At 49.3% G+C, this 14,986-nt stretch carries 11 protein-coding genes; 2 read left to right on the forward strand and 9 right to left on the reverse strand.

Going from position 1 to position 14,986, the window contains the following annotated elements:
* Positions 1-125: 125 nt before the first annotated feature.
* The 9 genes from FNE76_RS05285 to FNE76_RS05325 form a co-directional block, all read right to left on the reverse strand.
* On the reverse strand, positions 126-653 hold the full coding sequence (locus FNE76_RS05285) for a tetratricopeptide repeat protein (protein WP_120948506.1): 528 nt from the start codon (positions 651-653) through the stop codon (positions 126-128).
* Positions 654-683: 30 nt separating this feature from the next.
* Positions 684-1,556, reverse strand: a complete 873-nt coding sequence (locus FNE76_RS05290) for an outer membrane protein (RefSeq protein ID WP_120948505.1) — start codon at positions 1,554-1,556, stop codon at positions 684-686.
* A gap of 79 nt (positions 1,557-1,635) precedes the next feature.
* Entirely contained in the window at positions 1,636-2,481 is an 846-nt protein-coding gene (gene lgt, locus FNE76_RS05295; protein ID WP_120948504.1) for a prolipoprotein diacylglyceryl transferase, read from the reverse strand.
* The gene (locus tag FNE76_RS05300; protein WP_120948503.1) at positions 2,456-3,226 is read right to left on the reverse strand and encodes an RluA family pseudouridine synthase; all 771 of its coding nucleotides are present in this window, start codon (positions 3,224-3,226) and stop codon (positions 2,456-2,458) included. The genes lgt and FNE76_RS05300 overlap by 26 nt, the downstream gene beginning before the upstream one ends.
* Positions 3,201-4,409, reverse strand: coding sequence for a lipid IV(A) 3-deoxy-D-manno-octulosonic acid transferase (waaA, locus tag FNE76_RS05305; protein ID WP_120948502.1), 1,209 nt, complete (start codon positions 4,407-4,409; stop codon positions 3,201-3,203). The genes FNE76_RS05300 and waaA overlap by 26 nt, the downstream gene beginning before the upstream one ends.
* The gene (locus FNE76_RS05310; RefSeq protein WP_120948501.1) at positions 4,366-5,100 is read right to left on the reverse strand and encodes a zinc ribbon domain-containing protein; all 735 of its coding nucleotides are present in this window, start codon (positions 5,098-5,100) and stop codon (positions 4,366-4,368) included. Before FNE76_RS05310 ends, waaA begins: the two co-directional genes overlap by 44 nt.
* Positions 5,100-5,855 carry a Nif3-like dinuclear metal center hexameric protein gene (locus FNE76_RS05315; RefSeq protein ID WP_120948500.1) on the reverse strand — a complete coding sequence of 252 codons (756 nt, stop codon included), beginning with the start codon at positions 5,853-5,855 and terminating at the stop codon, positions 5,100-5,102. Before FNE76_RS05315 ends, FNE76_RS05310 begins: the two co-directional genes overlap by 1 nt.
* On the reverse strand, positions 5,846-6,727 hold the full coding sequence (glyQ, locus tag FNE76_RS05320) for a glycine--tRNA ligase subunit alpha (RefSeq protein ID WP_120948499.1): 882 nt from the start codon (positions 6,725-6,727) through the stop codon (positions 5,846-5,848). Before glyQ ends, FNE76_RS05315 begins: the two co-directional genes overlap by 10 nt.
* Positions 6,728-6,735: 8 nt before the next feature.
* Complete coding sequence (locus FNE76_RS05325; protein WP_120948498.1) at positions 6,736-7,668, reverse strand: NAD(P)H-dependent glycerol-3-phosphate dehydrogenase; 933 nt, start codon at positions 7,666-7,668, stop codon at positions 6,736-6,738.
* A 217-nt stretch (positions 7,669-7,885) separates the two neighbouring features.
* Between FNE76_RS05325 and FNE76_RS05330 the strand changes: the two genes are divergently transcribed.
* Together FNE76_RS05330 and FNE76_RS05335 are read left to right on the forward strand one after the other, a co-directional pair.
* A complete protein-coding gene (locus tag FNE76_RS05330) occupies positions 7,886-8,173 on the forward strand; it encodes a hypothetical protein (RefSeq protein ID WP_120948497.1) in 288 nt (95 codons plus the stop codon).
* A 28-nt stretch (positions 8,174-8,201) separates the two neighbouring features.
* Entirely contained in the window at positions 8,202-14,945 is a 6,744-nt protein-coding gene (locus FNE76_RS05335) for an outer membrane beta-barrel protein (RefSeq protein ID WP_143928412.1), read from the forward strand.
* The last annotated feature ends 41 nt before the right edge of the window (positions 14,946-14,986 follow it).

The raw sequence follows: 14,986 nt of genomic DNA on the forward strand, positions 1-14,986 counted from the left end.
TAGAAAAAAGCCTTCGAGCTATCACATTTGCTTAGGCAAAAGCGCATTATATCGGTGTAAAGCTTAAGGGGGGCTTAAAAATAACGAAAAAGACAAAGACCCTTTTAAGAAACACCAATTAACACTTAATCTCCCCCCACATTGAGATCAAATATGGCTGCCTTGCACCCATCGACACCCTCAGGCGTTACATTAGGATTTGCTTTAACTGGATGGGCACTTTTGCGGCAAAGACCCAAATAATATTGCGCTTTTTTCTGACTCTTAGGAACACCCGATCCCTCATAATACATTCTCCCCAAACTAGCATACCCAGCTCCCCAACCCACTGCACCTGCTTTTTTATAGTGCTCGATGGCTTTGGGGATATCCTTTTTAACCACTTTTCCACAGCCAGACTCATAGAGCCTACCCAAACCCTCATAGGCCGCAAAATCCTTTTCTTGCACAGCCTGCTTAAAATACTTAAGAGCTTGTTTGCAATCTGTCTCCGGGTTTGTAGAAGTGTCATAGCCCCCACTAGCCCCGTAATAAGCCCAATACATCGCATCGCCTTTTTTATAAGCCTTGCTTTCTCCTAGCTTGAGCGCTTGCAAACCCATACTAGATAAAGCCACCACCACAGCCACACGCCACACAGATTTGAAAACCATGACCTACCTTTTATCAATTATTCAAAATGCCTAAAAATTGATCACATAGTTGGCAAAAGCAACAATGTTGCGTCTAAATGTGACAATACTATTGACATTGACACTGCGCTTTAAAATCCCCGTTTTTGTTGTGTAAGTGCCTTTATCAAGATAATAGGGATCATCAACAATAGGGATGCGCACACCCACCTCAAGCCCCTGATGCTTAGTGAGATTAAGCCTAAAGCCTAAATTGACAATCACTTGTAAAAAATTAGGCGCAAAAAAAGTCTTGAGTCCGGGGTAATGCTCGCTATTAATGCGCGCCTGATCTTTAAAAAATTGATTCAGCGTTACACAACCGGTTGTGCCATGGTTATAGGCATTAGCCCAATTGCAATACTTATCCTTGCCCATAAACCAAGAACTCCCCCCAACCATCGCACCCCCAAAAATGCCAAAAGAATGCTCGCCATCATCATAGAAATTAAAGAGCATATCCATACCCCCACCATAGAAAATATTAACGGCGTTTAAATCCTTGACAATAAAATGAGAATCTGAGTCGCTGCCACGCACAGAGTTGGCATACCCTTTTTGCCCGCTGAAAAAGCCATAAAAACGCAAGCCAAAGCGTCTTGTTTCGCCAATAAAGAGCTTGTAGCCGATTTGGATATCCCCCCCATAAAGATTGCCATCATAAGGATTTGCCGCTTGAGTCGTTGCCTTGAAGACATAGGGCATCCCTGGTATCATGATTGTCTCTTGCAAGGTTATATTTTGCTTAAAAGAACCTCTAGCATAAGAGTACTGGAATCCCGCTTCTACAAATGCCCCACTCTTCTCAGCACCCAAGGGGAGCAAGGAAAAAAGTCCTAAAACACCGGGTAAAAATGTATTGACTAATTTTTGTCTGATAGCCATACTCACTCCTTTTATTTGGGCAAACAATCCTATCACACATCATCATAATTTTTTCTAAAAACGGACCGGGTGCTTGGGCTCAAATCCGGGATTGCTTCTGTCTAAACGCAATGAATCCCCAAAGACCTAAAGAGACCAACACCATCAGCATGCTCAAAATCTGCCCCATGCTCAAATGCCAAAAATAATACCCCAGTTGTGAATCTGCCTCGCGGTAATATTCTGAGACAAAACGCGCAGCCGCATAGCTCAAGCCATAGATCACCATGAGCATGCCATGCGCGTGGGTGTAGGCTTTGGCAACACCCACCACCACAAAGACCACCAGCCCCTCTAAAAGAGCCTCAATGAGCTGGCTAGGATAGCGCAACACCCCCTCAACCACAATGCCAATATGTTGCCCGAAAGTGTCCCCACTGGGCACCACGCGCCCAAAAAGTTCTTGGTTTAAGAAATTGCCTATGCGCCCAAAAACATAGGCTAAAGGGAGACTGATGGCAATCAAATCCAAATAGATCAAGAAATTTTGCTTTTTAATCACGCTAAAGAGCCAAGAGGCTAGCAAAAAACCCACCAGCCCCCCATGGTAGCTCATCCCCCGGATGCCGATAAATTCCCCATTATGGAAGGGGTTAAAAATCTGCCATGGGGCTTTGAGATAATAGAGGGTGTTGGGATCGTAGATCAAAATATAGCCCAAGCGCGCCCCCAAGATCACACCCACCTCAGCATAAATAAAATAACTTTCAAAATTGGCTTTGCTGATGGGAAAACGCTTTGGATCGCTTTTTAACGCCCTCAACGCCATTAAAAAAGCCAGCAAGAGCGCGGTTACATAAGCCAATCCATACCAATGCACCGGGACCCCAAAGACACTAAAAGCAACAGGGCTAAAATGGCTATAAATCTCGTTCCAATAACTCATCAAACTCCTTAAAATAGGGCGGGATAGGTGCACTCAAGGCGTAACCTAGTAGGGTGATTTTATGGGCGTGCAAGAGCAAATAGGGGTGGGGAGATGCCCCATAGAGTTGATCCCCCATGATGGGATGCTTAATTGCACTTAAGTGGGCGCGGATTTGGTGGGTGATCCCCGTTTTGATCACCACTTTTAAGAGCGTGTAATTTTTGTGGGTGGCTAGCGGGCTAATGTGTGTGATCGCCTCTTGCCCTTTAGGGTCCATATAGGTTTTTACAAAGCCCTTGCTAAAATGGCGGTGGCTTTTTTGCACTCTGAGGGGTATTTTGAGGGTTTGGGGCTCTTTAATCACCCCCTGCACCACCGCTAAGTATTCTTTATAAACTTTTCTTTGCCTAAAGGCTTGCAGGGCTTGGGTGTAAAGTGGTTCGGTGGCCAAGAGTAAAACCCCGCTGGTGCCTTGATCTAGGCGGTGTAAAAGCTGGTAGGGCGGGTGTTGTCTTTGCAGGGCATAGCTCTCCGTGTGTGCGCTTTTATTCAAGGCTAGCAGGTGATCATCTTGATAGAGAATGCCGGCCCTTTGGGGGGTTAGTAGGCTAAAATGCGTATCTAAGGGTAACTTAGCACGCGCTAATCTTAAGGGTTTGCCCCCCAACCCCACCAAGCCCCGATCAATGAGGGCTTTAGCTTTTTTGTGCGAAATGTCTAGCTGGAGACTCAAGAGTTTATAGGCTGGTTGGGTAGATGGCATGGGCTAATTCATTGATTTGGTGGTTGTGGGTGTCTAAAAAGCTGGGCAATAGCTGGGCGTGGTTGGCTAGAGTGGCACTCAGTTGTTCGGGCTCGATCAAGGCGTAATTTTGCACGCAAGCAAATAGGGCTTGTTGGTTAAAAATGTGCTTGCCACTGATGAGCTTGACCCCAAAAAAGGCGGGCTCTAAGGGGTTATGCCCCCCAATGGGCACAAAACTCCCCCCCAAGATCACCACATCGGCTAAGGGGTAAAAATCGTTGAGCACGCCCAACTTATCGATCACAAAGACCGACTTATCCAGATCAAAACCCTTGGAGAGGCTATTAAAGGCGGTGCTTTGATGGGCTAGTAGGGTTTTCACCTCTGCAAAACGCTCTGGGTGGCGCGGGGCGATCAAAAGCCTAGCATGGGGATCATTGAGGGCCAAAAAGGCTTTTAAGATCAATTCTTCCTCCCCGGGGTGGGTGCTGGCAGCTAAAACAATCAAATGATCGGGTTTGGTGTAGGTGTGAGAAACCTTAGGGGGGTTAAAGAGTTTGAGATTGGGGAAAATCTGGACATTTTGCGCGCCCAAAGTGGCTAGGCGTTCCTGATCTAAGGGGGTTTGGGCATAAATGTGATCAACTTGTTTGAATAGGCGGGTATAAAAACCCTTGAAGCGTTGGTAGCGTGGGTAGGAACGCTTAGAGATGCGCGCGTTGATCAAAAAGGTTTGTGCCCCCACACTTTTAGCTAGCCTAAAAACATTAAACCACAATTCAGCCTCCGTAACCACTAGGGCTTTTAAATGCGCTAAATCCTTGCGCCACAAAAATAAGAGCGTTTCAAAGAGCAAAAAGCGCACTTGGATACGGGGGTTTTTCGCATAAGTGGCACAAGCCAGCTCAAAGCCGGTTTGGGTGGTGGTGGTGAGCAAAATGGGGACTTGGGGGAATTGATCTAACAAGGCTTGTAAAGACTTGATTTCCCCAAAAGAACAGGCATGGAACCACAAGGTCGGGGGGAAGTCTAAAGCGTGCTTGCGGGCTAAAAAGCGCGCTTTGAGGGAGTGCTGGTATTTAGATTTGAGGCTAAAGAGCCCCACTAGGGGCAAGGCAAGCCCATGCAAGCTAGCCAAAATGCCCGTATAGAGAAACTCAAAGGGCTTGATTGGCAACCTCTGCAGGTGGGGTATGTGCATACAAAATACGGCCACAATGCGGGCAAGTGAGGATGTCCCCACTGCTCAAAAGCTCCGCATAGGTGCGATCGTTAATGCGGATAAAGCACCCCCCGCAGGCTTGTTTCTTCACACTCACCACGCAGGTATTTCCTGCCCAACGGCGGATTTTCTCATAAAAGGCGATGAGCTTACGATCCATTTTAAGAGTCAATTCCTGCTTTTTGTGGAAAATCTCTTGTTGCTCCTCTTTGAGCTGGATGGTGTCTAGTTCGACTTGTTTTTCAAGGATTTTGATCTGTTCCTCTAAATTTTGCAAGGAATTGTCCAAACTCTCTTGAAGCTTACTTTTATGGGCGATCTCATTTTGCAAACGATCGATCTCTTTATTGGCTTGGTTGGCACGCTCTTTGGTGATGTCCTCCTCAATGTTGAGGGAGCGCAATTCACGTTCCGATTTTACTTGTGAGATTTTCCTTTGGATACTCTCAATCTTGCCATTGGTTTCTTGGAGCATTTGTTCATTTTTGCCAATTTGTATATTTAGAGCCCTTTTTTCCTCTTCCAGTAGGGCATGTTCGGCTTGTTTCTTGCTTTTATTGGCAAGGGCCTTATCTAAATCTGCGCGCTTTTCCTTGATTAAGGGCTCTAGGGCCTCAATGTCTTTATCTAATTGTGCGATCTCAATGAGTTGGGATAAATGGATATTCATCAATGTGCCTTTAGGGTGAATGGACTTTTGCAATCAAAAAGTCTAACATGCTTTAACTGAGTTTGCAAGATATAGGGTTGTAATAGATCGTGCAACAAGGGCACAAAAGCCTTTTCACTCGCATAATGTTCGACCTCAATGAGGCTAATCCCCCGACTGCGGGCGGCCATGCTCTCATGGTGTTTTAAATCCCCGGTGATCAGGCAAAAATTGGGGGGTGGGTTTGTTAGGGTATCTAAATAAAACCCCCCCGATCCACAAATGACCCCGATATGCTCAATGTGGCTAGCCCCCCGCACGAAGCGCACATAGGGCAAGTTGAGGCGTTTTTGCACCTGTTGGGCTAAACCCCCTAAAGCGATGCGTTCTATCTGGCCTTGCAGGGCAAAGCCGAGTGCCTCTAGGTTCTCAAAGCCCAACAAGCTAGCAAAATGCGCATTCAAATGGGTTTGATCAAAATTAGTGTGCAAGGCAATCAAGCTACAAGATTTTTGGATCAAAATTTGGGCGATGTTGCAAGGGTAAAGCGTGGGGTCAAAATTTTTGATGGGCTTGAAAAAAAGCGGGTGGTGGGTTAAGATGAGCGTTTTAGGTTTGACTTCTTGAGCCAGCTCTAGCGTAGCCTCTAGGCTAATGGCGACTCGCTCAAACTCTGAGCCCAAAGACCCCAAGTTCAGCCCGCTATTGTCCCAACTCTCCTGTAAGCTAAAAGGGCTAAGTTGGTCTAAAAAAGCGTAAATCTCCCCTATTGGCATAGGCGCTCCAAACGCGCGCCCTCTTGCTCTTTGTAAAGCAGCGCACACGCCTTAGCCAGCTGGCGGATTTTTAAAATACACTCTTGACGTTTAGCCACAGAGAGGGCTTTTCTAGCGTCCAGCACGTTAAAAAAATGCGCGCTGAGCATCACAAAGTCATAAGCCACTAAGGGCAGTTCTTGCTCCAAGCAATGGCGCGCCTCCTCTTGGTTGCGCTCAAAGCAATCCATGAGGAAATCTAGGCGCGCATGGTTAAAATGGTAATGGCTAAACTCATACTCACTTTCTAAATGGACCTCTTTGTACAAAATGGGCTTTTGATCCCGGACACTCCAAACAATATCCAAGATCGAATCCACATTTTGGATATAGGTTGCTAGGCGTTCTAACCCGTAGGTGATCTCAATGGGCACGGGGTGGCAAGCTAGCCCGCCCACTTGCTGGAAGTAGGTAAATTGCGTGATCTCCATGCCATCTAGCCACACCTCCCAGCCCAAGCCCCAAGCCCCCAAAGTGGGCGACTCCCAATTATCCTCCACAAAACGCACATCGTGCTGGCTAAAGTCAATCCCCAAGGCTTGCAAGGATTTTAAATACAATTCTTGGATGTTCAGCGGGCTAGGCTTGATGAGCACTTGGAACTGGTAGTAACTGCCCAAGCGATTAGGGTTTTCCCCATAACGCCCATCGGTGGGGCGGCGTGAGGGGGCGACATAAGCCACGCTCCAAGGCTGGCTATCCAAGCTCCTTAAAAGCGTGGCCGGGTGGAAAGTCCCCGCCCCAGCTGGGATGTCATAGGGCTGGATGATCAAACAACCTTGTTTTTGCCAAAAATCTTGCAATGCCAAAAGAATGTCTGAAAAAGTCATCATCTTCAATCCTAGCGTTTGATCAAGGTGTTCATGCTCTCTAAGGGGTTTTTGCCCTCTAAGAGGTGTTGGAGCTCAGAGGCGATCGGGGTGTAGATATTCTCTCTTTGGGCGATCTGCACGATGGCTTGTGTGGTCTTGATCCCCTCTGCCACTTCCCCCAATTCCTCTAAAATGCTCTCTAGGCTCTTAAATTGTGCCAGCCCCAGCCCCACGCGGTAATTGCGTGAAAAAAGCGAATTGGCCGTTAAAAACAAATCCCCCGCCCCGGATAGCCCTAAAAAGGTCTCCACCTTGCCCCCAAAGTGAGTCCCAAAACGGCACATCTCCACTAGCCCCCGGGCCAGCAAAGAGGCCTTAGCCCCCTGACCTAACTCCAGCCCATCGCACACCCCAGCAGCAATGGCGATCACATTTTTATACGCCCCGGCAATCTCCCCCCCTCTGATGTCATTTTGCACATAGGAGCGCATGAAAGCCGGCAAGGCTTGGGCGTAGCTATTAGCTAGGCTAGCATTACTAGAATGCACCGCCAAAGCGCAGGGCAGGCTAGCCATGATCTCCTTAGCAAAGCCCGGACCGGCTAAAAAGCACAGATTGTCTAGGGCGATGAAATTTTTAGCAATATCGCTCACAAACGCCCCGCCAAGCTCAATCCCCTTGCACGCCATTAAGATTTTAGCCGTGTAGGGCAGATTGGCTTTTTCAAACCATGCACGCAAATGTTGCGCGCTGATGGCGACCACAAACAAATCGGCTTGCATGCCTTGATCAAAATTAGCTTGCAAGATTGGGTCATGCCCTTTGAGCACCAAATGTTTATTTAAGGGCATCAGCAAGGGGGCTAAATTTTGGCGTGAGATGATGATCGTGGGGTTTTTATGCCCAAAGGCAAAGGCTAGGGCGCGCCCCCACGCCCCGCCCCCAAAGACGGCTACACGCATGCAACTCCTTAAAACATGGAATAGCAGGTATTATAGCACAAGCGCAAAACTGTTGGATTTTTAAAAAACCACGAGAAACCATAACTATAGGGTCATTAATTCTTAAACGTAAGTTAAATATTCACAAATAAAAATAAAAACTTAAAATTTTAAGGATTGATTTAAGCTAAGTTTATGTAGAATAGGTGCCTACTTCATAAAAAGGAAAAGGACCGTTATGCATATCCGACATTTTGCTAGCTTTAGCGTTGCAACATTGCTTTTATCCAGTAGCTTACTCTTAGCAGAAAATAGTGGCTTTTATGGGAGTGTCGGCTTCCAATATTCCAACATGACTCGCGCGCAGTCGCTGGTAGGGCCCAAACCTAACTACAGCTCTAACTCAAACGCATTGGTTTTGGGTGCTAACACGGGTGGTAGTGGTGTTACCGTGCCCCAACTGGGTAGTCTGACCACAAATCCGGCTGGGGGCGGTAATAACACCATTCCTGTAGGGAAGCCGTAGGGAAAAACTAGGATCGTAAGGAGAGATAATGAAAACTAGAAGTTTAAGTTTGGCTTTGGCTTTTTGCTTTAGCGGTGCACCCGCTTTGGATGCGGCTGATATCACCATCGATCAGCTTGTCGATTCGGTTTCTGGGATACTAGGCGGGTCTTGGAGTGTTGCGGGCAATACCAGCCCTAGCATCCTTGGCCCTAGTGGTTCTGCACCCACGGGTGTAGCGGGTGCTGGGGCGGCTAACACCACCCCGGGGACTAATAACCCCGCTGTTACTAGCTATGTCCTCTATGGGTCTAGTGGGTTATTCAACGGTGCTAGTGGTCTACTCGGCACAACTTTAGGTGGAGCGACCCAAACCTTGAGCGACACCACCTTGGGCAGTTTGAACATCTACGACTGGACCACGCTCAAGCCTTGGTTGCAACAAGTCCAAAACATGGCAGGCACTTACTACTCTGATCGCGCTAGCTTCAGCGGTGTTTCATCAGCGGGCAATGTCCTAGGCACGGGCACCCTAGGCGGGTCTAGTTGGTGGAGTGTTACCGCTACTGGGGGCAATAAAACCAATATTGGCACCGGGGCGACCGCAGCTGTTGCTGGGGCATTCACTTCCACAAGCTCAACCTTAAGCGATCCCGGTACAGATAGCACTAATGCCAACAAGTTGATGACCACCATTTATCAAAACATCGCAGGTTTGGCAGATAACACAAACCTTAAGAGTGCCAATGGCAATGGCAACGACTACGGGCAAGATTTGAGCACCTTGCTATCCAATAGCGGGAGTGGGAACACCATTTACAGCGCGGGGCTTGCCCTAGCCAATGCGGCAGCTGCGGCAGCTGCGGCAACTGCAAAAACTCAGACCGCCACCGGCAATCTAGCCCAAAGCATCCAAACCATCAATAGCATCATGTTCGGCACGCCTGATGCGACCAGTAGTATTGTCCCCACAGGTACTGCACCTTCTAGTGGCCAAGGGACCAACTACAGCGCGACAGGTTCTCCCGGAGCCCTAGATGCCTTGGATGGCTTGGCCACGCTCAATGGCTTGATTTCTGGGGGGATTGCCACAAGTGACACTGCGTTGAATGCCAATGCCACCACAGTGGCAACTGCAGTTGTGGCCTACAACACCAATGCCGATGCGATTCTAAACAACGTCCTCAACATCGCCAGCCCCACAGCCACAACCCCTCAGGGCTTGAGCAGTGCGGATGCCAATGTAGATGCGGTGATCAATGCATTAGCGGGGGTAACTGTTAGCAAAGCAGGAAATGATTATGCCAACAACGAAGATGCCGTCAAGACAGCTTTAAATGCTCTTAATGGCATTGTTAATCCGGGTGCTTACAAAGTTGTTTGGGACGCTTATCAAGGCTTAGTAAGCTCTTTGGGTAGCGATCAGGCTAAAGCCCTGGGCATCACAGCCGCGACCAATGTCCAATCAGCAGTCTTTAACAAGCTCCAACAAGCTTCCCAAGCGATGGCAGAGATTAAAGCCGGTGCAACCACCATTGGGGGTGGTGCCGGAACAGCCTTGAGTAGCAGCACTTTTGGGGGCGGTGGTGGTGCACTGAGCGGGGATGCTCTTAAAGCGGTCTTTAATCTGTTCAACCCCTCAATCAGTAGCGGATCGGGCACAGGTGCCAAGACAATCAGCCCCTATCAAGAGTTCCAAAATGCCATTTCTGGATTGCAAAAATTAGTGGACAACACCACACAAAGTAGCGTCAGTGCGACCAACGAGCCTACAAGTGGTAAAGTCCAAAACACCACCACGCTATACCCCGCACAAATTGGGGATAGTGCTTCTGGCACCAGTGCTCCAGATACGGTTACCAAATCTGCCACCGCCACGGCTGGCAACCCCATCGATCAATCCATCGTTGCTTCTGGGTTGGCTAACCAATTAAGCCAAGCCCAGGCGAGCAATGCCGCCCTAGCTAAATTGATCGGCTTGGCTGCCTCCTATGCGGGGAATGTGAACACGCTCAATAAAATGCTCAGCACTAGCGGGCAAGCCGGTTTGGGTGCGGCATTGGGCGTTGCTGCCAACAATGCGGCCGCTAATGCCTTGCTCAATGGGGGCGCGGCTGAGGCACAAAATAAAGCCGATGCGGCCAACAATGCCGGTCTGATCTACAACACCATTACGGAAATCAAAAACGCCGATACTTTGTTGAACCAATATGTCAACGCCCTCACCGCCAATGTTACCGGCGTTGGTGCGACGGCTCAAAGTGATTACGCCTACGCGCTCAACCAGTTTAACAACTTGTTAAACGCCCCTAAAAACGGTGCGAATGACACGGGCTTGATCACCAGCACTCTAGAGGGCATCAACGCGCTTTTAGCGGGGTATAGCGCCACGCCTACCGTTGCAACCGGTGCGAGCAAAGAGTTTTGGACAGCCGTCCAAGCGGGCGATGCCAAACAGGCGATCGCAACCTTACAAAAAAGCATCACTGCTGGTTTGACCTATTTGCAAGACCAACAAAACTTGTTGTTGGGGAACGTGACTGGGACTGTCAGCATTGACTCCCAAGCAGCCAGTAGCTTACTGGGCACGGGTGGCTTGGATGTTTCCAGTGCACAAATGGCTAATGCGGTCGTGGCGGTCAATTCTCTGAGTGGTGCACTCACACAATTGGGTAAAGACCTCAATGGGGGCACCGCTTCAACGAGTGTTATTAGCACCTTAATGGGCACCGGGTCTAACAATTTGGCTAGCATTGTGGGCCTTCTGGAGACTTTGAACACCGCGACAGGGGCGGCTACGGCTAGCTTTGGGGATCAAGGCGGGCTTGCCAACACCTCCAATATCGCCACCGGGAACTCCACCGCACAAGGGATTGGCTCTACTGCTGTGGGCGGGAACTTAAAAGAGAATGCCTACGCCACGAACTACTTTAACAACCTCCAAGCCCTCAACACAATTATGGGTGCCATTGGGGACATCGCCAATGCTAATGGTGCCACACAGGCCTTCACCGATGCCTTTGTCACCAACACGCCCGTGCAGACCATTGCAAGCGAGTGGGCCAAGATCACAGGGGATCTAAAAACCAATGATGCGGGCAATCAGGCGAAGGTGATCACAGCCTTGGAGACAAACAATTCAGCCGAGCTAGCTACCTTGGTCAACACTCCCAATACAGCCACCACCGCTTGGACGGCGATTGTAACCACCAACAAGTTGTTGAGCACCTTTAATGACGCGCTTAATGCCAACAATCAGGTTGCCAATCTCACCCTTAGCGGGAATGATGCCACCGCTGCAAGTTCTGTGCTGAAGTTGCTCAATTTGGCTACAAGCCTCCAAGACTCGGTCAATACTTTGGCCACAGCAGATACGGGCTTGGCCACAGCTAATGCCTCTGGTGGGAATAGCTTGACTGTTGATCAAAGCACGGCATCTGCTTTTGTCAATGCCCAAACAGCAGCAGCAGCCTATGGTGCCTTGCAAACGGCGCTGAGCGCAATCAATAAAGGTGGTGCAACTCTAGACACAGCTGGTCTTTTGGGTGTGATCCGGCAAATCAATATTTACCAACAAAATACAGCCGTGTTGAACGGGCTCAAGGGGGCTAATGCCACACAGGATGTCGCGCAAATTGAACAGGTCTTGGCAAACATGCTCACAGGCACCGCTCCTGATACTGTAGCCACCACAGCCACGCAAGCGGGCTTACAAGCCATCCAAAACTTGATCAACCGCTATAATTACTTGGAGGGTTTGAACACCCAAGTCCAAGACGCTTTGAACAACAACCCAGTTGCCCTGTTGGACGCTTTTGCCAATAGCAAAACCAACACTAAGTTTAAAGATGCCCTGACCAATTTGAGCACGGCTGGTTTTAACGGGAATGTGGCAAACGATTATGGCACCCTACAAGCCGATGGGAACTATGCCGCCACAACAAGCCTAACCCAACAGGCCTTAACAAACTTGAGCAATGTGATCACCCAAAGTAGCACGGCGATTAATGCTTGGGGGACTTTGGTGGGTGCTACCAGTGGGAATACCCAAACCGCGCTCCAAACTGCCGCGGCTGCCGCCACCAATTTGGCTAGCCTCTATGGTTCTGTGAGCACTGGTAGCTTAAACAACTTGGACAACAACTTGAGCAATGTCACCAACGCCCTAGCCGCCACCACAACCGGCAAAGGTGGTAGCACAGCAGACCTAGCAGGCACGGCTTTTAATATTACCTCTGCACCCGCAGGTGTCCTCACTGGGGTTAATTTGGATGATAAGCTCACCACCGCCAACTACACAAACAGCACGCTTTACCAAGCCTTCCAAGCCATCAACACGCTCAATCAGGAGCTCAATGGGGGCAACACCACAGATGTTGTCAATCTTGGCACGGGGGCAACTGCTGTTAGCACTGCGATCACCGCCCTTAATGGTAGTGCCAATGACGGTGCGGTGGCTAGTTTGCTCAACAACTTTAGCAATGCGGTTAGTAGTAGCAATAGCCTTGTACCCGATAATCTTAACAATATCACGGAAGGCTATGGCAATAACAGCGCGGCAAGTTTGGTGCAAGGTTTGATGGATGCTTTGAATAACCCTAAAAACGGGGTCGCGCAGTATTTCCAGGGCAAGGATGCAACCTCTCTCCCAGGTGCTGGTGAAGCTCTCACAAATCTAGTAACCCAAGTCCAAAATGCCATTAGTGGCGTTGTGGGGAGCACTAACGCTGCAACCATCACCAGTGGGACGCTCTCAGCCTTCGCCAGCGCCGCGCAACAAATCAATGCCCAGATCACGGCTTTAGATAAGGTCACTGGCCAAACCAACATCAGCTTGGCTAATGTTGCCGGACTCATCGATGCCTACAACTTAGCTACCGCGGCGATCGCTAGTGGCGGTGTAGCAGGCTTGAAAGCCGGTCAGGTTTCCGTGATCGCCAACACGATCAGCGATGCCCAAGCTTTTAATAATGTTACGAGTGTGGGTAACCAAGTTGCCTATATCACCAATAATTTGAGCACCCTTGTTCCCTCTGGGGGGTCTCCGAATATGAGTGCTTTGGGCACAAAACCAATGGGCATAGGCGGGTTGATTGCCCAGCAGTTGCAAGCAGATGGGTTGGAAGCAATCGGTGGCCAGACTGTCTCACAATACATCAGCACAGCCACTCCTGCGCAGTTGCAAACCGCGATTCAAAATGTGGTCAATAGCAGTGCATATCAAAACAGCCCGCAGTTGCAAGCTGCCATCAAGGCCTTGATGGTTGGGGATGCCATCGCTAACACCGCTAACTACTCTAACAACTCCACAGAAGTGGGCGATAATGCGAATGCGCTTGTGGCTAACGCTAATGCGGTGCAAGCCCTCCAAAAAGCGGGGGTCAACACGGCAAGTGGTGCTGCTGTTCTGAGCAATGGTACGCTCACCAAACAACAACTTGAAGCCTTGACAGGTGCTATCGCCGGCTTGGAAAAGAATGCAGGCACGATCATCGCTTACAATAGCGATAGTGCAGCTGCCCAACTGGCCCAAGCCTATGAAGCGGCACAGACCAGTAACAAGAATGCGGCTGGCTATCTCCAAACTTTGGCAGGTGGGGCCTCTAAAAGCTCGAGTGACACCGTGGCTTCTTTACAAGCAACCGGGAAGAACTATATCCAATCCCTCAATGGGCCCACTGGGGTTGTCACGGTCCAAGCTAGATCGATTGCTGCTGACCCCGGGTATCAGTTTGGGACAGTGATCAATGCCTTATCCGATGGTGTTGCTGCTTCCAGTCTGAACGTGAGCGGAATTGACAATATTGCTCAGAATGCGGCTGTGCTCAGTGGGGTTACCAACCTCCAAAATGCCGTAACAAACCTTGTAGAAACCATCTATGGCCCGCAAGGTGTCTCCCAAAATACCAACTTCGGCGTGTCTCAGGTGCAGGCGCAGTTGGGTAATTTGGTGAATCAGATCGGTGCCTTGCAAGAACAAATCGTGCAGGCTATGGTTGCCTTGAGCAATGCGGCTACAGATGCGGCACCCCAGGCGATGGTGCAAAAAAGCGCGCTTGTGGGCTACCTCAAAAAAGGCTTTGGGGACAACACCCCCGCAACCCCCCAACAACGCCAAGCCAATCTCGTTGCTTTGCAAGCTTTGATGGGCAAAATCACCAATCTCAAGTCCATAGCGATGGCGGCCCAAGCGAAGTTTATGGCAAACGGGCAGGTGCAAAAAATTCTCAACGCCGAAAATGCACCCCGCCGCCCCGTGCTCAGTACCGACAATGGGAACATGTACGGGATCAATGTCCAGTTTGGTTATAAGCAATTCTTTGGCAAAAAGAAACGCTGGGGCTTGCGCTACTATGCCAGCTTTAGCTACCAACACGGCACCTTTAATGTGAGCGATGCGGATGATGTGGATAACTTCGTCTATGGTGCGGGTGTGGATGCCCTTTATAACTTCTTTGAAAGCAAAGATGGCAACCATACCGTGGGTATGTTTGCGGGCTTGATGCTTGCGGGTAGCTCTTGGAATGTGAAAGGCATGAGCTACTATAAAAATCTCATGGAACAGATCAAGGCCGGTGGAGGCAAGGCTAGCATGAACACTAGCTACTTCCAAGTGCCTATCAACATCGGCTTTAGAACCAATGTGAATCGCCACAATGGTTTTGAAATCGGCTTGCGCATCCCGCTAGCAACCAACTACTTCTTCAATGGGACTGGCGTAGATGGCTCTGAGCTCAAAATTGCCTACAAGCGCAATGTTTCTGTCTTCTTCAACTATGTCTATAACTTCTAAGGCATAGCCACTTTTGGAGGGGGTAGGGGCTGGGCCCCCTT

It is taken from the genome of Helicobacter mehlei, from assembly GCF_007280785.1.
GTDB classification, from domain to species: Bacteria; Campylobacterota; Campylobacteria; order Campylobacterales; family Helicobacteraceae; genus Helicobacter; species Helicobacter mehlei.